An 18,322-nucleotide genomic window follows, 5' to 3' on the forward strand; every position below is an offset into this window, starting at 1 on the left:
GACGCGCTTCAGAAATAGTCGATGGAGACCTGCAGCAGGCGCTCCACCTCGGCCACGTCATCGGCCAGCGCGAAAAGAACGACGACATCGCCTTCCTCGATGCGGGTATCGGCACGCGGGCGCACCACGATCTTGTCGCCTTTTTTCAACCCGCCAAGCAGGACGCCCTCGGGAAAATCTATGTCGCGCAACAACTTGCCAGACAAAGGTGAGGTTCCAAGCACCTGCGCTTCGATCACCTCGGCCTCGGCATCGCCGATCGAATAGATCTGGCGCACCCGCCCGTGCCGGATATGGCGCAGGATCGAGGACACGGTCGTAGCGCGCGGATTGATCTGGGCATCGATCCCCAGCGGCTCCATCATCGGGATCAGCGTCGGGTCGTTGACCAGCGTGATCGCCATCTTGCAGCCCGCCTGTTTCGCGCGCACCGCAACCAGAAGATTGGTCTTGTCATCATCGGTCACCGCCAAAAGCGCATCGGTGGCCGAGACATTGGCCTCCTCCAGCAGCTCCTGCGACATCCCGTCACCATGCAGCACAATGGTGCGCTCAAGCGAATCCGCAGCCCGTTCGGCTTTCTCGCGCGACATCTCGATGATCTTGGCGCGCGTCCTGTCGCTACGGGCTTCCAATTTCTTGGCCACAGCCAGCCCGACATTCCCGCCCCCGACAATCAGGATCCGCTCCTGCTTATGGGTGTTCTTGCCGAAAATTTCGAGCGTGCGCGATACATCATCGCGATGGGTGCAGAGATAGATCTGGTCGCCGGCAAAAAGCTGGTCATTGGGCTCGGGCGCAAACAGCCGCCCGTCGCGGCGCACGCCCACCACAATCGCCCGCAGGGTCGAAAACAGATCCGTCAACTGCCGCAAAGGCGTGGACAGCACCGGACAATCGGGCTGAAGCGATATGCCCATCAGCCGCAACTGGTCTTCCATAAAACTTTCGGTATCGAATGTCGCAGGGGCCAGCAGCCGCCGCATCGCCGCCTCGGCCACCTCACGCTCGGGGCTGATGATCACATCAATGGGCAGCTGGTCGCGGCGGTAGATGTCGCGATATTCCTCGTTGAGATAGCTCTGCGAGCGCAACCGCGCAATCTTGCGGGTCACGCCGAAGACAGATTGCGCAACCTGACAGGTCACCATATTGACCTCGTCGGAATGGGTCGCGGCGATGATCAGGTCGCAATCGCGCGCGCCCGCGGCCTCCAGCACATCGGGATGCGAGGCAAAGCCCACCGTCCCCTGCACATCCAGCATATCCGAGGCACGGCGCACCAGCTCGGGGTTGCTATCGACCACTGTCACATCATTGCGCTCGCCCGAAAGATGGCGTGCAATCTGCCAGCCAACCTGTCCGGCCCCACAAATGATCACCTTCATGCGACCCTCCGCAACTCACTGGCTCCGGTTCTATGCGGCAGCGCGGCAGGGGTCAATCACCCGCGCCCGTGCCTTAATCCGCATCCTCTTCAATCCGCGCCATACGACCGCCCGTTTTCGCCCCGGTCACAACACCAAGAGACTTCAGTTTGCGATGCAGGGCCGAACGCTCCATGCCGACGAAATTTGCCGTGCGGGAGATATTGCCGCCAAAACGGCTGATCTGGGTCAGCAGATATTCCCGCTCGAACAATTCGCGCGCCTCGCGCAGCGGCAAAGTCGCCAACTGCCCCGACAGCACGATGCGGCTGGATTCGGATTCTGCCGGCTGGTCCCCCTCAAGCTCGCGCGCCTCGATCTCGCCCGTGCCATCCCCGAGGATCAGAAGACGTTCGATCACATTGCGCAACTGGCGGATATTGCCCGGCCATTCCATCGTCTGCATCATTGCCAAGGCGTCGGCGGACAGCTTGCGGAGCGGCAGACCCTGGGTCTCGTTGAACTGCGCAAGGAAGTACTCGGCCAGCAGCGCCAGATCCTCGCGCCGCTCCGCAAGGCCCGGCACGGCAATCGGCACCACATTCAACCGGTCATACAATTCCTGCCGGAACCGGCCCGCCGCGATTTCGGCGGTCAGATCGCGCGTGGTCGAGCTGATGACGCGCAGATCCACCCGCACCTTATCCGCACCGCCCACACGCAGGAATTGCTGTTCCGTCAGGACACGCAGGATCTTCGATTGCGTGCCCAGCGGCATCTCGGCGACTTCGTCAAAGTAAACAACGCCGCCATGTGCCTGTTCCAGAAGGCCTTTCTCGATGCCGCGCTCCGGCGTTTCGCGCCCGAACAGGACCTCTTCCATACGGTCGGGTTCGATCGAGGCGGAATTGACGGTGATAAAAGGCGCAGTGGCGCGGGTCGAAAGCTGGTGGATATACCGCGCAGCAGTCTCCTTGCCCGAACCGGGCTCGCCGGTCAGCATGACACGACCGTTGGATTTCGTAACCTTATCAAGCTGATCGCGGAGCTTTTTAAACGCCGCACTCTCGCCCAGCATCTCGCCCGTCTGCATATCACGGCGCTTCAGCGTAGAATTTTCGCGCCGCAAACGCGATGTTTCCATAGCACGTGAAATAACCACAAGTAACTGGTCGATATTAAACGGTTTTTCGATAAAGTCATAGGCACCCTGCTTGATCGCGGCCACCGCGATCTCGACATTGCCATGCCCCGAAATGATGATGATCGGAATATCGGGATTGTCACGCTTTGTCGTCTTCAGGATGTCGATCCCGTCCATCCGGCTATCCTTGAGCCAGATATCAAGGATCATCAGCGCCGGTGGCTCTGCATTGACAGCATCCATACATTCATCGGAATTCGACGCCATGCGGGTCGAATAACCTTCGTCTTGCAGGATCTCGGAAATCAGTTCCCGAATATCCTTTTCATCGTCGACAATCAGAATATCGCTCATGTCAGCTCACTATCCTTGATGGCGCGCACTGCCGCATGGGCACGAGGCAGGCGGATTTCGGCAAGGGCACCGCAATGGGCACCGGGGTGAAATGGCGGCGCATCCCGAAGCATCAAAGTGCCGCCATGCTCTTCAATGATTTTCTTTACAATAGAAAGCCCTAGACCTGTTCCTTTAGAGCGGGTCGTCACATAGGGCTCGAACAGACGCGACCGGTCTTCGGGCAGACCTATCCCGTTATCCATAATGCGCAGCGTCACGAACTCGGGCTGCACCTGCATCACAACGCGCACTTCCGGCGCATACCCCTCTTCAGCGCCTTTTTCATAAAGCGATTCAACCGCTTCACCGGCATTCTTGATAAGGTTTGTTACCGCCTGCCCGATCATGGTCTGATCAAGCTCGACCAGAAGCGGGCCCTCCGGCAGATCGGCATTCAAGACAGCGCCATGCAGCGCACCTTCCTGAATGGTAATGGCATCCCGCAGCAACTGCACCAGATCCACCTCGCGCCGGTCCGGCTCGGGCATACGCGCGAATTTAGAGAACTCGTCAACAATACGCCGCAAGTCATTGGTCTGGCGAATGATAACGCCCGTCAGCTGCTCAAGGGCCGGCTCCTCATCGCCCACATGTTTGCGGAATTTGCGCTTGATCCTTTCGGCAGAAAGCTGGATCGGGGTCAGCGGGTTCTTGATTTCATGCGCGATACGGCGGGCCACATCCCCCCAAGCCGCCATCCGTTGTGCAGACACAAGCTCTGTCACATCCTCGAAGGCGATCACATAGCCTTCGCGCAACCCGTCCTCGCGCAGACGCAGCGCCACACGCACAAGAAGGCTTTCCAGCTTGCCATAGCGCGAAACCCGAACCTCTTCTTGAAGCACGTCCTGAACAGCACCGTGCAAACGACTGAAAATATCCAGAAATTCCGGAACGGCATCAGCGATCATCCGTTGGTGATCCTTGATATTATCCAGATCGAGGAGCTTGGCAGCAGAGCGGTTGATGAAATCGATGCGCCCTTCGGCATCCAGTCCGATCACACCCGATGTCACCGACCCCAGAACCGAGTCAAACAGGCGGCGCTGTTCTTCGGTGATCGAATGGCTGGCCATCAGAGCCACTCGCTGGTCCTTAAGCTGGCCGGTCATCCGGTTGAAGCTCCGCCCGAGCATGGCAATCTCGTCATCGCCCTCGGCCTCGAGCACGCGCGCATCCAGATCCCCCGCACCGACCTTTTCAGCGGCCACCGCCATACGCCCGATCGGCAACGAGAGCCTCTCAGCAAACCACAACCCAAGCCAGACAGCGGCGAGAATGAGAATGAGCGCGAAGCCCATATAAACAAGCCCGAATTCAAACAGAACCCGTCCGCGCGTGGCTTCCAGTTGCTGATACAGCGTCACCGTGGTGCGCGTGTCGTCCAGCAGCGACAAAATCGAGCCATCCACTTTGCGTGACACGTAAAGGTATCTGTCAGCAAAGGCGTCTAACTGCTTGAGCGCGCGAAATTCGTTGTCATCCCAATCCTCGATCAGGACAGTTTTACCCGATTGCGCCTGAACAATTTTCTCTGGCGCTGGCTTCTCGAAATCGAACAGATAGCTGCGATCGCCACGCGCGACAATCTCGCCGGTTCCGTCAATGACATAGGCTTCTTTTAAACCGCGTTGAATACCGCTTTGCCCCGCCACCAGCAGTTCGCGCAGCTCCCCATTCGACATGAAGGTCGCGGCCTGTCGGCGCAGATTCAGAAACCCTGCAAGCGCATTGGCATCTTCCAGAAGGTCACGACGATGTTCATCCTGATAGGCTTCGGCAGCTTGCAAAGACGTGCCCACCACCTGCCGGACCCGATCCGAAAACCAGCCTTCCATGCCAATATTGACCGTCAAACCGGCAAATAGCGCCACCAGAACTGTCGGGACAAGCGCGACAAAGGCAAAGATCCCCGTCAGGCGCAATGTCAGTCGGGACCCGACAGAGCGCTTTCGTCGCGCGGCAAGCATCTGTGCAAGTCGCGTGGTAATAAGCCCTGCCAAGCCCATGAAATAAATGAAATCCGCAAGCAGGATAAGACGCAGGGAACCGCTATCGCTCCCCTGTGCCAGCGGCCCCAGAACCACGAATGTGGCAATCGCCAGAATCGGCCCGAGGATAACAAGACTTAGGGTCATCATGTTCTGGACCCGACGCTGCCTACGCAAACGCACGAGCCGATCCCACCACGCCCCTCGATGTCGATTGACCGATTTCACTGCCGCCCCCGAATACCGGAAAAAGCCGGATGTCCTTCTTTTGGGCGCATCTCTTGCTTCTGTTGCCAGATTACATCAGCGCGGCAGGAGTGTCACGCTAAATAAGTCACAGAAACGAAAATTTAAATATGGCTTTGCAATGGGAAACCGCCCGGAGAAACCTCCGGGCGGTAGGATTTCAGGTCAGTTTCCGGCGGCGTGTCACCTGAATATCGAGATCGGTGATTTTCTTTCGCAAGGTGTTTCTGTTGATGCCCAGAAGGTCGGCGCAGCGGGCCTGATTGCCACCGGTGGCATCCAAAGCGATTTCAATCAACGGCGCTTCCATCTCTTTCAGGATCCGGTCATAGAGCCCCGGAGCTGGCAGGTTGCCCCCGTGAAGATCGAAATACCGGCGCAGGTGACGGGCAATCGACGCCGAGAGTTTTTCGCCTTCCCCGCCGGGTCGAAGCGGTTCGACAGCCGGTTGATTGCCCAGAACGGCCTCAACCTCAAGCCGCGAGATCTCTTCCTCCGAAGAGGTCACAACCAGCCGCCGGATGGTGTTTTCCAACTGGCGCACATTGCCCGGCCAGGCGTAAGCCCGCACCAAGGACATCGCATCCGCCGAGAAATGCCGCAGCCCCAAGCCCTCATTCTCCGAGCGGCCAAGGAAATGTTCGGCCAGCAGCGGGATATCCTCCACCCTTTCACGCAGCGGCGGAACCGCCAAGGTCACCCCCCCGAGGCGGTAATAGAGGTCCTGACGGAACTTGTCCGCCTCCATCAGCGCCGCCAGATCGACCTGCGTTGTTGCCATGATCCGCGGCGCGGGGTCCGGCAGCGCATCCAGCAAGCGCACGATTTTCGCCTGCGTCTCGTCGTCATAATCGCCCACCTCGTCAAACACGAGACTGCCGCCCTTGGCCCGCGTGATCAGCGAGGCCGCCCCTTCGCTGCCTTGCAGATCCGAGGCCTGCGCGACCACGAAGGGCAATGTCCGACGATCAGAAAAATCGTGGATTGCCCGTGCGATAAGCGACTTTCCTGTACCGGATTCCCCCAAGATCAGCACCGGCAGATCGGCATTCATCACCCGCGCGACAAGGCGATAGAGCGCCTGCATCGACTGGGTGCGCCCGACCAGCGGCAGGTCGCTTTTCTGCTCGCGCGGCTCGATCTCGACGGGCTTCGGCGGCGAGACCTGATGCTTGCGTTTCTGCTCGAGCGCCTTTTGCGCGCGCTTCATCAGATCGGGCAGATCGAACGGCTTGGGCAGATAGTCATAGGCATCGGCCTCGGCAGCCTGCACGGCCGTCATGATGGTGTTCTGCGCCGAAATCACGATGACCGGCAGGCCGGGGCGCAATTCGGCAATTTTCGGAAGCTGCTGCAACCCGTTTCCGTCGGGCATCATCACATCCGAGATCACCAGATCGCCTTTGCCCTCCTCGACCCAGCGCATCAGCGTGGTCAGGGAGGCGGTCGCATGCACGCGGCACCCTGCCCGCGTCAAAGCTTGGGTCAAAACGGTTCGGATGGTGCGATCGTCATCAGCAACAAGGACTGTACCGTCCATGGGCGTTACTCCTCTTCTCGGGCGACTGGCAGGGAAATACGGAATACGGTCCGACCGGGAACGGAATCGAGATTGATCCATCCATCATGGTCGGAAATGATCTTGGAGACGAGCGCGAGACCAAGCCCCGTGCCGTTCTCGCGTCCGGAGACGAAGGGTTCGAACACATTCGCCGCAATATCTGCAGGGATGCCGGGGCCGTCATCGATGATCTCGATCTGCAGCGGCAGCGCCTTCCCGCGCCCATCCGCCGTGCGGATACGCAGCTTGTGTTCGTAGAAGGTGTGAATCGTGATTGTGCCTTCTGTTTTAGCGGCTTGGCTTGCGTTCTTCAGAAGGTTCAGGAAGACCTGCGTCAACTGATCGGCATCGCCCAGCGTCAGCGGCAGCGACGGGTCGTAATCATCGCGGATGACCATATGCCCGCCAAAGCCGACCTCTGCCGATTTGCGCGCACGGTCCAGCACGTCATGGATGTTGACAGGCTTCTTCTCCGGCGGACGGACATTGCCGAACTGCTCGACCTGCTCAAGCAGCTTGACCACCCGCCGCGTCTCGTCAACGATCAGATCCGTCAGTTCCAGATCCTCGCCCGTCAGCCCCATCGACAAAAGCTGCGCCGCCCCTGCAATCCCCGCCAGCGGGTTCTTGATCTCATGGGCCAGCATTTCGGCCATGCCAATCGCCGAACGCGCCGCGGTCTTTGCCATATTGGCGCGGCCAAGGCGGTCCGACAGCTCGCGCGGGGTGATGAGAAACAGGATCTGGTCGGGATCGGAGCCCAGCGTGGCAGTTTGCAGGTTGCATTGCACCGGCGCTTTCTCGCCCGTGGTCACCTCGACATCATTCACGAAAACCGTGGTCTGGCCGGAGCGGGTCCGCGCAAAGATTTCTTCGAGCGGGGCATTGATGGCCAGCCGCTCGGAGACGGATTTGCCCTGCATTGCACGGGCCGACAGATTGAGGAACTGCTCGGCTGCGGGATTGACCTCGCTTACGCAATCATAGCGGTCAATCAACAGGGCCGGAATAGGCAGGGAGTTCCAGATTACACCAGGAGCAGGCAGGGTCACGCGGCCATCCTTTCACCGAATGCGGCCCGGATCAGAGCGCGCGTGGCCTCTGGCGTCTGGGCACGAACCATCTCGTCACGCAGGGGCGCACCCGCCGCCTCGGCATACCAGCCAAGATGCTTGCGCGCGAGCCGAAGCCCCAGCTCAGCGCCGTAAAAGCGCAAAATCTCTTCGTAATGTCCAAGGATCAGCTCGGCCAGATCCACCCCTTGCGGGATCTCCGGCGCGGGCGTGCCGTAGATCTCATGGGCAATCTGGGCCAGAAGCCACGGGCGGCCCTGAATGCCGCGCCCGACCATCACCCCCGCCGCGCCGCTCTGGCGCAGGGCCTCGCGCGCGCTTGCAGCATCGGTGATGTCGCCATTGGCCACCACCGGAATGCGCACTGCCTCGACCACCTCGCGGATGGCAGCCCAATCGGCCTCGCCCTTATAAAACTGCATCCGGGTGCGCCCGTGCACGACAATCATCTGCACGCCCGCATTTTCGGCCCGACGCGCGATCTCGGCGGCATTCCGGCTTTCGTCACACCAGCCAAGGCGCATCTTGAGCGTCACCGGCACCTCGACCGCCGCCACCACGGCCGCGATCAAGGTCAGCGCATGGTCGGGATTGCGCATCAGCGCCGAGCCGGAGGCCCCGCCTGTGACTTTCTTCGCGGGGCAGCCCATATTGATGTCGATGACACGTGCGCCCATCCCCGCCACCAGTTTGGCTGCCTCGCCCATCGGCTGCGCCTCGCGCCCCGCAAGCTGCACCGAAGACGGCATGTCCAGCGACATATCGGTACGGGCCTTCGCCCGCACGGAAGGCTTCGCCGTCAGCATCTCGCCGGAGGCCACCATTTCGGACACCACAAGCCCCGCGCCGAACCCGCCGACAAGGCTGCGGAACGGCCTGTCGGTAATACCGGCCATCGGTGCCAACAGCACCGGCGGATCGATCAAGACATTATCAAGCTGGATGGACACGGAACTTCCCGAAGTAACTCTGGTTTTCTGCTACCGCCTTGAACCGCGATTCACAAATCCCCTCGGGCGATTCTATGGGCAGAAAGGCAGGAAAAATATGCATCCGCACATTATTTAGGCATCATAACGCGGAAATTGGTCGCATTTCAATAAAAGCCTGTTCTGATTGCACAGAACTTGCGCTTCGCCTAAGTCCTTGGCACAGATTTCGACAGGCAAGAGGTTCGGATGTCGATTGCATTGATCATCGTTGCCGCAGGGCGTGGCACCCGCGCCGGAGGGACGCAGCCCAAACAATGGCAGATGCTGGCCGGAAAACCGGTGCTGGCCCATACGATCGACAGTTGCCAGACGGCTCTGCGCAACGCGGGCAGGGATGCGCGGCTGCTTCTGGTGCTGCATCCCGATGATATGGCGCGCGGACTGGAACTGACCGGCGGCACCGTCACGCTCATTGCAGGGGGCGAAAGCCGTGATGCCTCGGTTCGAAACGCTTTGGAAGCCTTGGAGCACCAGAATATCGACAAGGTGCTGATCCATGACGGCGCGCGCCCCTTCCTGCCCGAAACCGTTCTGACAGGCGTGCTGGACGCGCTCGAGACCCTGCCCGCCGCCGCACCGGCCCTGCCCGTTTCGGATGCGCTCTGGCTGGGAGACAGGGCCCGCGTGGCGGGCACCCGCGACCGTAGCGGCCTCTATCGCGCGCAAACCCCGCAGGGTTTTCACTACGATGCCATTCTGGCAGCCCATCGGTCCCATCAGGGCCCTGCCCCCGATGATGTCGAAATTGCGCGTAGCGCAGGGATGGACGTTGCGATCACTCTTGGGCATGAAGACAATCTCAAGATCACCTATCCCGCAGATTTCGCCCGCGCCGAGGCGATCCTGCGGGCAAGAAAGGACGCCAGAATGGATGTAAGACTGGGCAACGGATATGACGTGCATGCGTTCACCGAGGGCGATCACGTCATTCTCTGCGGGGTGGAGATTCCGCACTCCAAAGCGCTTTTAGGCCATTCGGATGCCGATGTCGGCATGCATGCGCTGACCGACGCGATCTATGGCGCATTGGCGCAGGGCGATATCGGCCGCCATTTCCCGCCATCGGACCCGCAATGGAAAGGCGCGGCCAGCTGGATTTTCCTGGATCATGCCGCCAAGCTCGCGGGCGAGATGGGCTACCGGATCGGCAATGCCGATGTCACACTCATCTGCGAGCGCCCCAAGATCGGCCCCCACGCGCCCGCGATGATGGCCGAACTGGCCCGCATCATGGGCTGCGAGGCAAGCCGTGTCTCGGTCAAGGCCACCACTTCGGAGAAGCTGGGCTTTACGGGCCGCGAAGAAGGCATCGCCGCCATCGCCACCGTCACCCTGATTGCCGACTGACCCGACCGCCCTATCTGCGCCTTGAGGAGACGCCCATGCTGAATTTCATCAATACCTTCTTCTGGTCGGGCAAGCTGAAACCGGCCTCCGGCACCTGGGGGTCGCTGGCGGCGCTGGCCGTGGGATGGTCGATCGAGCACTGGCTGGGCTTCTGGCCGCTGGTTCTGGCCTTCGTCATTGCAACCGTTGTGGGCTTCATCACGGTGCCTGCCGAACTGAAAGACCGCCCCGGCGATGATCCCTCCGAGATCGTGATCGACGAGGTCGCGGGGCTCTGGCTCGCCATGCTATTTCCTGCTGTGGGCTTTTACATGCGCGATATGTCGATGGTCTGGCCCGGCCCCGTTGCGGCCTTCCTGCTGTTCCGTCTGTTCGACATATGGAAACCCTCGATTGTCGGCTGGGCCGACCGCCTGCACACCCCGCAAGGCGTGATGCTGGACGACCTCTTCGCGGGGATCTTCGCGGGCATCGGCACCATCGTGCTGGCCGCGCTATACCATATCCCGCTGATCCTGATGTCCTGATCCGGAGCCCCGTCATGTCCGACCTCGCCCCCCGTGTCATTGCCGAAGCCAAAGCCCGCGCGATCATGATTGCTACCGCGGAAAGCTGCACAGCGGGGCTGATTGCAGCCGCCCTCACCGATCTGGCGGGGTCCTCCGCCGTCTTCGAACGTGGTTTCGTCACCTATTCCAACGCCGCCAAAACCGAAATGCTGGGCGTGCCTGCCGAGATGATCGCCCGCTACGGCGCGGTCTCGGAAGAGGTCGCCCGCGCAATGGCCACCGGCGCCCTGCGCAACAGCCGTGCCACGCTTGCCGTTTCGGTCACCGGCATCGCAGGCCCCGGCGGATCGGAGCATAAACCCGAAGGGCGCGTCTGTTTCGGACTGGCCTGTGACTGGGCGGCCCCCGTCACGAGCACCTGCGAATTCGGCGCCATCGGGCGCGAACTGGTGCGCCTGCATACCCGCGAACATGCTCTGGATTTAATCCTGTCGGCGCTAAAATAAGCGCCGGAAAAATTCTCATAACGGCCAGTATTTAATCATACACCCCAAAATATACGCCATTTTTGCAGCATTTCATAAAATGCGCAGATATTAACCCGTTCAAGGTCCGATTTGCCTCTTTCAAGGCCCCCAAGAAGAGATATGCCGCCTGCGCGCTATCTTTTTACGGAGGACGTCGGATGAGCGGAGCAGATACCGCATGGGTTATGGTTGCCACGGCCCTTGTTCTATTCATGACCTTGCCGGGGCTGGCCCTATTCTATGGCGGGCTGGTGCGGGCGCGCAACGTCCTGTCGGTCTTCATGCAATGTTTTGCCGTCGCCGCCCTGATGAGCGTTTTGTGGCTTGTCTTCGGCTACTCGCTCGCCTTTGGTCATGCGAACGGCTTCTGGGGCGGCTTCGGGAAAATCGCGCTGATCGGGCTTACACCCGAAACGCTTTGGGGCACGATTCCCGAAATCGCCTTCTTCGCGTTCCAGATGACCTTCGCCATCATCACACCCGCCCTCATTATCGGGGCCTTCGTCGAGCGGATCAATTTCTCTTTCGTGCTGGCCTTCTGTGCCCTGTGGATGCTGGCGGTCTATGCGCCCGTCACCCACTGGATCTGGGGCGGCGGCATGATGGCCGATGGCGGGATTTTCGGCGCGACCGGCACCAAAGATTTCGCCGGCGGAATCGTGGTGCATGAGACCGCAGCTCTTGCCGCGCTGCTTCTGGCAGTCATGGTCGGGCCGCGCGCCAAACGCCACACGCCGCCGCATAGCCCCGTGCTGGTGGCCATCGGTGCGGGGATGCTCTGGGTCGGCTGGTTCGGCTTCAACGGCGGATCGCAACTGGCCGCCGATGGCGGGGCGGCAATGGCAATCACCGTCACGCATATCTCGGCCTCGGCGGCCTCGCTGTCTTGGGCCTTGTGGGAGCGCATCAAATTCGGCAAATCCAGCCTGATCGGCCTTGTCACCGGCACCATTGCAGGGCTGGCCTCGATCACCCCAGCGGCAGGCTTTGTCGGCCCGCTCGAAGCCTTGGCCATCGGCGTCATCGCGGGGATCCTGTGTCAGGAAGCCGTGATCCTTCTGCGCGACAAAATCCGCATCGACGACTCGTTAGATGTCTTTGCCGTGCACGGAATCGGTGGCATTTTCGGCACCATCATGATTGCGGCCCTCGGCCACGGTGCGTGGCTGGCACAGCTGGGCGCGCTGGTGGTGGTCGGGCTTTACACACTTGGCGTCAGCTGGCTGATCGCGAAACTCGTCGCACGGGTCTTCCCGATGCGGGTCTCAAAAGAAGACGAGAATAACGGCCTCGATCTCAGCTCGCATGGCGAGCGCGCCTATGACCATACGTCCTGAGCCATTTAAAAAGCCGCCTCTTGGGGCGGCTTTTTTTTGACAGCATCTAGCGACGGCCCTCAGGCATTCCGGCCGCCTCAGGCATTACCGTAAAGCGCGTGAGCGCGATCCTCGAACGCCTTCACGATACGGCGCATGGCCTCGTTGAAAACCGTGCCAATAACGCCTTGCAAGATCATGTTTTTAAATTCAAAATCCACAAAGAACTGAACCTTGCAGCCGCCCTCGGGAAGGTCTTCGAAATCCCATGTGCTTTTGAGATATTTGAATGGCCCGTCAAGATATTCGGTATCGATATGGTAGCGGTCGGGCCAAAGCGTCACACGCGATCCAAAGCGTTCGCGGAAAACTTTAAACGAAATCACCAGATCCGCGAGCATGACCGTAGAGCCATCGGCCTGAAGCTCGGTCGAACGGATACGCGCCGCAGAATTCCACGGCAGGAATTTCGGATAATTCTGCACATCTGCCACCAGATCATACATTTGGCGTGCGCTATACGGTAGCACGCGACTGTCAGACTGTTTTGGCATACCCGGCCTTCTTCCCATTACCCTTGTTTCGCCGCCCCTTTACTTGCGATAAACGGAACGAGATTCAAGAGCCGATCACGCAAAGCGGCTCTCCCAAGGAGCCAAAGCCGATGACCGACCGTCCCTATGAAATCGAAACGTTCATTTCTGCCAAGCAAATCGCCGCGCGTGTCGAGACATTGGCCGCCGAAATCACCGAACATTTCGCCGGAACCGACAAGCTGGTGGTCATCGGCCTGCTGCGCGGGTCATTCGTGTTCATCGCCGATCTGATCCGCGAGATCCATCTGCCCTGCGAGGTCGATTTCCTTGAGGCATCAAGCTATGGCAATGAAACGACATCTTCGCGGGAAGTCCGCATTCTCAAAGACTTGCGCGGAAATATTGGCGGGAGGGATGTGCTTGTGGTCGAGGATATTGTCGACACCGGCCACACGATCTCGAAGATCATGGAGATGCTTCGGGCGCGTGGTCCGCGCAAAATCGCCTGCTGCGCCATGCTTGATAAACCTTCGCGACGGGAAGTCGACGTTAAAGCCGACTGGTGCGGCTTTTCGATTCCCGACGAGTTTGTCATCGGCTACGGGCTTGATTTTGCACAAAGTCATCGCAACCTGCCTTATATCGGCACAGTCAAATTTCTGGATGACAAAAAGTGAACCTGATCTGGCTCCTGCGGATGGCGAAATGGGTACGTCATCCGCCCTCAAAACGACAGGTGCGGATCATGCTGGTGGTTGCGGCCTGCGTCCTCCTTGTTCTGGGGCTGGATTGGCTGGGCCTATGGCCGGATTGGGCCAAGAGCACGCCACAGAGCCGGCAGAGGATTTATTGAACAACCAAACCGCTTTGGATGATTTTCAAAGCGGTTTGAACTCAAAAAACACGTCATCATGGGCGCATCTGAGATAACGGAGCACAACCGGCCATGAACCACATGTCGGACAGGGCTCCCCAGTGTCGCAGGCTCTCAAACTGGCGGGCGTAAACATCTGCCAAGGCCCGCAAGGGGCCTTCGTCCTCCGGCAACATGATCGATGATCAGGCCAGCCGTCCATCGCGTGGCATCCGGTGATCGACAGGCTCTATTGCGACGCTTTCGGCAGCAGAGGCCGGATTTTCTGGGCAATCACATCCTCGGTCAGAGGCCCTGCATACCGCATCAAAACCTTGCCCTGCCCATCCACGACGAAAGTTTCCGGCACCCCGTAGACGCCCCAGTTTAACGCCATCTGACCTTGCGGATCCTGACCGGCCCGCGCAAAGGGATTCCCAAGACTATTGAGGAATTTCAGCGCCTTATCAGGGGTATCTTTATAGTTTACACCAAGAATTTCCACCCCCTGCCCAGAGAGCGCCTCAAGATTTGGATGCTCGACCCGACAGGGCGCGCACCATGATGCCCAGAAATTCACCAGCTTCACCTGACCGTCGCGCAGATCGCTATCGTTGAAGTCCGGCAGGCTGCCCAGCGGGGACAGGGCCACGGCGGGCGCGTCCTTTCCGGCAAAGGCCGTGGGCAACTGGCTTGGATCCTGCCGCCACATCCCCCAGACGAACAGGATTGCCAATCCCGCGAAAACCAGCGGCGGTGCCAGCATCAGAGGCTTAACCATTGTGGCTCTCCTCACGGCTGTCCTGCATCGGCGTGTTTTGCCGACGGATGTCGTGCATACGGGCCTCCTGCCGCGCCAGTGCCGCCTTCACGCGGCGCCCCTGCCAAAGCGTGACAGCCACAAGCACCAGCAGCAGAAACAGGCAGGCCCCCCAGCTGATCAGCACCGTATATTCGTATTTCCCCAGATCGATCATCATGCCATCCGCTCCCGTTGTTCAAGCGCATGCAAACGACGACGCCGGATCTCGGTGCGGGTCCGCAGCAGAACCAGCGTCACGAAAAAAAGGCCGAACCCCACCAGACACAGCAGAAGCGGGAACCAGTAGACATTGGCGATATGCTGTTCGCGGTCCATCGACAGCGTCGCCCCCTGATGCAGCCCCTGATTCCAGAAATTCACCGCATAGCGCGACAGCAGCGCAAACACGGACCCCACAAGACACAGCACGCCCGTCAGATCGGCGGCGGTATCGGGATTATCGATAGCGGCCCAAAGCGCCATATAGCCGAGATAGAAAAGGAACAGGATCAGGAACGAGGTCAGACGCGGATCCCATGCCCACCACGTCCCCCACATCGGCTCGCCCCAGACCGCACCGGTGATCAGGGCGATGACCGTCATGACCATACCAACGGGGGCAGCGGCCTTGGCCGCAAGCGCGGAGACATGGTGGCGACGGATAATCCAGATCAGCGAGGTGACCAGCATCATGATCCAGATATTGATCGCCATCATCGCTGCGGGCACATGCACATAGATGACCTTGACGCTGGAGCCGAAATTATCGGCGGCAGGCGTGAAGAAGAACCCCCAGACCAGCCCCGGCACGAGGGTGAGGACAGTCAGGACCACCACGAATGGCAGCAGCTTATCGGTCGTTCGCATGAACTTGACCGGATTGGCGTATTCCCAAATGGACATCAGTGGCGGCACCTTTCAACGAACGTCGCAGATGACCCATGCCCGCCACGGGCGTGAGAGTCTCTGATCTATCTCAGATTTATCCGGATTGCGGCTGCGGATGCAAATGGGACCAAAGCGGCACAGGCAAGGGTGATCCCTGCCAGCACCAGAGCGGGCGCCTCGACATTTGCACCCTCCGCCCCGCGGCGCACCAGCTCCGCGGCAAAAATCAGCGTGGGCACATAGAGCGGCAGCACCAGCAACGAAAGCAGCAACCCGCCACGTTTGATGCCCACCGTAAGGGCCGCGCCGAATGTCCCCAGCACCGAAAGCGCGGGCGTTGCCAGCAAAAGCGCGCTTACCAGCCAGATATAGCCCTTGGGGTCCAGATGCAGCAGCAGGCCGAAAAGCGGCGAGGCGAGCGTCAGCGGCAGGCCCGTCACCAGCCAATGCGCCAGCGCCTTCATCGAGACCACCGCCTCCATCGGAACGGGGGCCGTTGCCAGAAGGTCGAGCGAGCCATCTTCGTAATCGAGCGCAAAGATCCGGTCCAGCGACAGCAGGCAGGCCAGCAGCGCCCCCACCAGCAGGATTCCCGGCGCGATAGGGGCCAGAATCTCTGCCTGCGGGCCAACACCGAAGGGCACAAGTGTTACCACGATCAGAAAGAAGGCCAGCCCGAGACCGAAGCCACCACCAGCCCTGACCGCCAGTTTAAGATCGCGCAGCAAGAGGGCTCTCATAGGAAGGCCTCGTCGAAAGCACCGGCGGACCCGCCTGTGGGGGCCAGCGGATCGGCGCGATACGGGCCAAGGTCCAGCACGCGTGCCTCGGGGAGACCGAGGTCGATATGGGTCGCCATCAGGGCCGCCCCGCCTTGCGCAAGGTGGCTGCGGATGGCCTCGGCAAACAGCTGCACCGACGCCTGATCCAGCGACACGGTCGGTTCGTCCAGAACCCAGATCGGTCGCCCCGTCACCAGCAGACGCGCCAGCCCCAAGCGCCGTTTCTGTCCGGCCGAAAGACTATGCGCCGCGCGATCCGCCAAAGCGTCGAGATTCATCTGCGCAAGGGCAGGCGCGATATCCTTTGTCGCATAGATATCGGCCCAGAATCTGAGATTTTCGACAACGCTCAGCGTGGCCTTCAACCCGTCCGAATGGCCGGCATAGGCCATAGATTCGGCGGCCAGGGACATCTCTCCCGCCAAGGCCGGTTGCAGGCCGGCAATGGTGCGCAAAAGGGTGGTCTTGCCAATGCCATTCGGCCCGCGCAGCACAAGTGCCTCGCCATGATCCACGCAGAAGGAAAGCGCGGAGAGGATCGGAAGCCCCGCACGCGCGACACTGAGATCGGTGATCGTCAGAAGGGGCATCGGGCCGCCCTCAGTCACGCGCCAGCTCGGGCGGCAGGTCGCCCGGCATCGGCAGCAGCGCCACGGCCACACGGCGGCCTTCGGTCAGCAGGACATTGTAGCTGCGCGCGGCAGAGGGGCTGGACATCGGTTCGGGCATCAGGCCCATTTCCTCGACCGCCGCGATGAAATCGGCAGGCGGAAAGGCGATATCTGCCCCCATGCCGACAAACAGCACATCAATACGCCCGACCAGCGCACGGATCGCGGCGAGATCCTCGAAGCCGCCCCAATCGACAGCCCCTGCCCCATATACCAGTTGCGCACCGCGACGCACCGCGCCAGCAATCCGGAAAAACCCCGGCCCATAGCCGTCAATGGGCGTCTGTCCGGAAAAACTGGCTTCGGTCATCTGCATCGCGGTCCCCTTGGGTCGTTATTTGGCTTCGCTACCGGTGTTCTTGTCAAAGAACTTCTCGGCGGGGTCTTTCTTTTCAGAACGGTTGAGACCGATCATCAGAACAATGTTTTTCGCAACAAAGACCGAGGAATAGGTCCCGACCACCACACCGAAGGTCATCGCGAACACGAAACCACGGATCACGTCGCCCCCAAGCACCAGAAGCGAGATCAGTGCAATCAGCGTGGTGCCAGAGGTCATCACCGTCCGCGACAGGGTCTCGTTGACCGAGATATTCATTACCTCGCGCAGCGGCATGGTTTTGTATTTGACCAGATTTTCACGCAACCGGTCAAACACCACCACGGTGTCGTTGATCGAATAGCCCAGAATGGTCAGCAGCGCTGCGATGATCGTCAGATCGAACTTGATCTGCGCCACGGCGAAAATGCCGACGGTGATCACAAGATCATGCACCAGCGCGGCCACAGCGCCCACGGCAAACTGCCATTCGAAGCGCAGCCAGATATAGACGAGGATCGCGGCGGTTGCCGCCAGAACCGACAGGATCGCCGTTTTGATCAGCTCGCCCGAAACCTTCGGACCGACGGATTCCGTAGCCGTGAATTTGACATCCGGCGTTACCTCTTTCAGCGCGGCATTGATTGCATCGACGGTCTGCGGCGTGATCGACCCTTCGTCATTTTGCGCCTGAATGCGCACCTCGGCCACATTCTGGTCGGGGCCGAAGGAGGGGTCGAACACCTCGGTAATCACCACATCGCCCAGATCAAGCGGCTGGAGCGCCGAGCGCCAGGCCCCCACATCGATCGACTGGCTGCTTTCCGCGCGGATGGTGGTCCCGCCGCGGAAGTCGATGCCGAAATTCAGCCCCATCACCGCGGTGGCGATAATCGAGGCAATGACCAGAACCACCGAAAACCCGAAGGTCAGGAACTGGTGACGGAAAAAATCGAATTTGGTCTCGTCCGGAACGAGCTTGAGACGGAATGCCATGTGTTT

Annotated in this window: 19 protein-coding genes; 5 read left to right on the forward strand and 14 right to left on the reverse strand. The window is 60.2% G+C overall.

Annotated elements, in window-relative coordinates; translation table 11 throughout:
• Positions 1–8: 8 nt before the first annotated feature.
• The 6 genes from trkA to dusB all read right to left on the reverse strand — a co-directional run bounded on the left by trkA (position 9) and on the right by dusB (position 8,728).
• Positions 9–1,388 carry a Trk system potassium transporter TrkA gene (gene trkA / locus WDB86_RS03155; RefSeq protein WP_406736572.1) on the reverse strand — a complete coding sequence of 460 codons (1,380 nt, stop codon included), beginning with the start codon at positions 1,386–1,388 and terminating at the stop codon, positions 9–11.
• Positions 1,389–1,461: 73 nt separating this feature from the next.
• Positions 1,462–2,865, reverse strand: a complete 1,404-nt coding sequence (locus tag WDB86_RS03160) for a sigma-54-dependent transcriptional regulator (RefSeq protein ID WP_406736573.1) — start codon at positions 2,863–2,865, stop codon at positions 1,462–1,464.
• Complete coding sequence (locus WDB86_RS03165) at positions 2,862–5,048, reverse strand: PAS domain-containing sensor histidine kinase (protein ID WP_339107272.1); 2,187 nt, start codon at positions 5,046–5,048, stop codon at positions 2,862–2,864. The genes WDB86_RS03160 and WDB86_RS03165 overlap by 4 nt, the downstream gene beginning before the upstream one ends.
• 256 nt (positions 5,049–5,304) lie before the next feature.
• The gene (locus WDB86_RS03170; RefSeq protein ID WP_339107271.1) at positions 5,305–6,684 is read right to left on the reverse strand and encodes a response regulator; all 1,380 of its coding nucleotides are present in this window, start codon (positions 6,682–6,684) and stop codon (positions 5,305–5,307) included.
• A 5-nt stretch (positions 6,685–6,689) separates the two neighbouring features.
• Entirely contained in the window at positions 6,690–7,757 is a 1,068-nt protein-coding gene (locus tag WDB86_RS03175; RefSeq protein WP_339107270.1) for an ATP-binding protein, read from the reverse strand.
• Positions 7,754–8,728, reverse strand: coding sequence for a tRNA dihydrouridine synthase DusB (gene dusB, locus WDB86_RS03180; protein WP_406736574.1), 975 nt, complete (start codon positions 8,726–8,728; stop codon positions 7,754–7,756). Before dusB ends, WDB86_RS03175 begins: the two co-directional genes overlap by 4 nt.
• A gap of 228 nt (positions 8,729–8,956) precedes the next feature.
• Between dusB and WDB86_RS03185 the strand changes: the two genes are divergently transcribed.
• The 4 genes from WDB86_RS03185 (at position 8,957) to WDB86_RS03200 (ending at position 12,490) form a co-directional block, all read left to right on the forward strand.
• Positions 8,957–10,117: a bifunctional 2-C-methyl-D-erythritol 4-phosphate cytidylyltransferase/2-C-methyl-D-erythritol 2,4-cyclodiphosphate synthase gene (locus WDB86_RS03185; protein ID WP_339107268.1), complete on the forward strand. Its 1,161-nt coding sequence runs from the start codon at positions 8,957–8,959 to the stop codon at positions 10,115–10,117.
• A 35-nt stretch (positions 10,118–10,152) separates the two neighbouring features.
• A complete protein-coding gene (locus WDB86_RS03190) occupies positions 10,153–10,644 on the forward strand; it encodes a phosphatidylglycerophosphatase A (protein WP_406720744.1) in 492 nt (163 codons plus the stop codon).
• A gap of 14 nt (positions 10,645–10,658) precedes the next feature.
• Entirely contained in the window at positions 10,659–11,132 is a 474-nt protein-coding gene (locus tag WDB86_RS03195) for a CinA family protein (RefSeq protein WP_406736575.1), read from the forward strand.
• Between the two features lie 179 nt (positions 11,133–11,311).
• A complete protein-coding gene (locus WDB86_RS03200) occupies positions 11,312–12,490 on the forward strand; it encodes an ammonium transporter (protein WP_339107265.1) in 1,179 nt (392 codons plus the stop codon).
• Positions 12,491–12,567: 77 nt separating this feature from the next.
• On the opposite strand, the gene WDB86_RS03205 is transcribed toward WDB86_RS03200, so the two are convergent.
• A complete protein-coding gene (locus WDB86_RS03205) occupies positions 12,568–13,023 on the reverse strand; it encodes a type II toxin-antitoxin system RatA family toxin (protein ID WP_339107264.1) in 456 nt (151 codons plus the stop codon).
• A 110-nt stretch (positions 13,024–13,133) separates the two neighbouring features.
• On the opposite strand from WDB86_RS03205, the gene hpt reads away from it, so the two are divergent.
• Positions 13,134–13,682: a hypoxanthine phosphoribosyltransferase gene (gene hpt, locus WDB86_RS03210; RefSeq protein WP_339109505.1), complete on the forward strand. Its 549-nt coding sequence runs from the start codon at positions 13,134–13,136 to the stop codon at positions 13,680–13,682.
• Positions 13,683–14,108: 426 nt separating this feature from the next.
• Here the strand turns inward: hpt and WDB86_RS03215 are convergent, their stop codons facing one another.
• From WDB86_RS03215 to secF, 7 genes are all read right to left on the reverse strand, one after another.
• Positions 14,109–14,639, reverse strand: a complete 531-nt coding sequence (locus WDB86_RS03215; protein ID WP_406736576.1) for a DsbE family thiol:disulfide interchange protein — start codon at positions 14,637–14,639, stop codon at positions 14,109–14,111.
• Positions 14,632–14,838, reverse strand: a complete 207-nt coding sequence (ccmD, locus tag WDB86_RS03220; RefSeq protein WP_339107262.1) for a heme exporter protein CcmD — start codon at positions 14,836–14,838, stop codon at positions 14,632–14,634. The genes WDB86_RS03215 and ccmD overlap by 8 nt, the downstream gene beginning before the upstream one ends.
• On the reverse strand, positions 14,835–15,563 hold the full coding sequence (locus tag WDB86_RS03225) for a heme ABC transporter permease (RefSeq protein ID WP_339107261.1): 729 nt from the start codon (positions 15,561–15,563) through the stop codon (positions 14,835–14,837). Before WDB86_RS03225 ends, ccmD begins: the two co-directional genes overlap by 4 nt.
• Positions 15,564–15,631: 68 nt before the next feature.
• A complete protein-coding gene (gene ccmB, locus WDB86_RS03230) occupies positions 15,632–16,288 on the reverse strand; it encodes a heme exporter protein CcmB (protein WP_406736577.1) in 657 nt (218 codons plus the stop codon).
• The gene (gene ccmA, locus WDB86_RS03235; RefSeq protein ID WP_339107259.1) at positions 16,285–16,920 is read right to left on the reverse strand and encodes a heme ABC exporter ATP-binding protein CcmA; all 636 of its coding nucleotides are present in this window, start codon (positions 16,918–16,920) and stop codon (positions 16,285–16,287) included. The genes ccmB and ccmA overlap by 4 nt, the downstream gene beginning before the upstream one ends.
• A 10-nt stretch (positions 16,921–16,930) precedes the next feature.
• Positions 16,931–17,317 carry an Mth938-like domain-containing protein gene (locus tag WDB86_RS03240; RefSeq protein ID WP_339107258.1) on the reverse strand — a complete coding sequence of 129 codons (387 nt, stop codon included), beginning with the start codon at positions 17,315–17,317 and terminating at the stop codon, positions 16,931–16,933.
• A gap of 18 nt (positions 17,318–17,335) precedes the next feature.
• Positions 17,336–18,316 carry a protein translocase subunit SecF gene (secF, locus tag WDB86_RS03245; protein ID WP_406720740.1) on the reverse strand — a complete coding sequence of 327 codons (981 nt, stop codon included), beginning with the start codon at positions 18,314–18,316 and terminating at the stop codon, positions 17,336–17,338.
• Positions 18,317–18,322 lie beyond the last annotated feature (6 nt).

Source organism: Thioclava sp. GXIMD4215 (assembly GCF_045291555.1).
Classification (GTDB): domain Bacteria; phylum Pseudomonadota; class Alphaproteobacteria; order Rhodobacterales; family Rhodobacteraceae; genus Thioclava; species Thioclava litoralis.

What these genes read in the sequence shown, in the direction of transcription:
- WDB86_RS03205 (WP_339107264.1), bottom strand. Translation starts at nt 13,023, where the DNA reads ATGCCAAAACAGTCTGACAGTCGCGTGCTACCGTATAGCGCACGCCAA.
- WDB86_RS03200 (WP_339107265.1), top strand. Translation starts at nt 11,312, where the DNA reads ATGAGCGGAGCAGATACCGCATGGGTTATGGTTGCCACGGCCCTTGTT.
- WDB86_RS03160 (WP_406736573.1), bottom strand. Translation starts at nt 2,865, where the DNA reads ATGAGCGATATTCTGATTGTCGACGATGAAAAGGATATTCGGGAACTG.
- ccmB (WP_406736577.1), bottom strand. Translation starts at nt 16,288, where the DNA reads ATGAGAGCCCTCTTGCTGCGCGATCTTAAACTGGCGGTCAGGGCTGGT.
- WDB86_RS03165 (WP_339107272.1), bottom strand. Translation starts at nt 5,048, where the DNA reads ATGATGACCCTAAGTCTTGTTATCCTCGGGCCGATTCTGGCGATTGCC.
- WDB86_RS03225 (WP_339107261.1), bottom strand. Translation starts at nt 15,563, where the DNA reads ATGTCCATTTGGGAATACGCCAATCCGGTCAAGTTCATGCGAACGACC.
- WDB86_RS03240 (WP_339107258.1), bottom strand. Translation starts at nt 17,317, where the DNA reads ATGCAGATGACCGAAGCCAGTTTTTCCGGACAGACGCCCATTGACGGC.
- WDB86_RS03195 (WP_406736575.1), top strand. Translation starts at nt 10,659, where the DNA reads ATGTCCGACCTCGCCCCCCGTGTCATTGCCGAAGCCAAAGCCCGCGCG.
- secF (WP_406720740.1), bottom strand. Translation starts at nt 18,316, where the DNA reads ATGGCATTCCGTCTCAAGCTCGTTCCGGACGAGACCAAATTCGATTTT.
- ccmD (WP_339107262.1), bottom strand. Translation starts at nt 14,838, where the DNA reads ATGATGATCGATCTGGGGAAATACGAATATACGGTGCTGATCAGCTGG.
- WDB86_RS03190 (WP_406720744.1), top strand. Translation starts at nt 10,153, where the DNA reads ATGCTGAATTTCATCAATACCTTCTTCTGGTCGGGCAAGCTGAAACCG.
- WDB86_RS03185 (WP_339107268.1), top strand. Translation starts at nt 8,957, where the DNA reads ATGTCGATTGCATTGATCATCGTTGCCGCAGGGCGTGGCACCCGCGCC.
- ccmA (WP_339107259.1), bottom strand. Translation starts at nt 16,920, where the DNA reads ATGCCCCTTCTGACGATCACCGATCTCAGTGTCGCGCGTGCGGGGCTT.
- hpt (WP_339109505.1), top strand. Translation starts at nt 13,134, where the DNA reads ATGACCGACCGTCCCTATGAAATCGAAACGTTCATTTCTGCCAAGCAA.
- WDB86_RS03215 (WP_406736576.1), bottom strand. Translation starts at nt 14,639, where the DNA reads ATGGTTAAGCCTCTGATGCTGGCACCGCCGCTGGTTTTCGCGGGATTG.
- trkA (WP_406736572.1), bottom strand. Translation starts at nt 1,388, where the DNA reads ATGAAGGTGATCATTTGTGGGGCCGGACAGGTTGGCTGGCAGATTGCA.
- WDB86_RS03170 (WP_339107271.1), bottom strand. Translation starts at nt 6,684, where the DNA reads ATGGACGGTACAGTCCTTGTTGCTGATGACGATCGCACCATCCGAACC.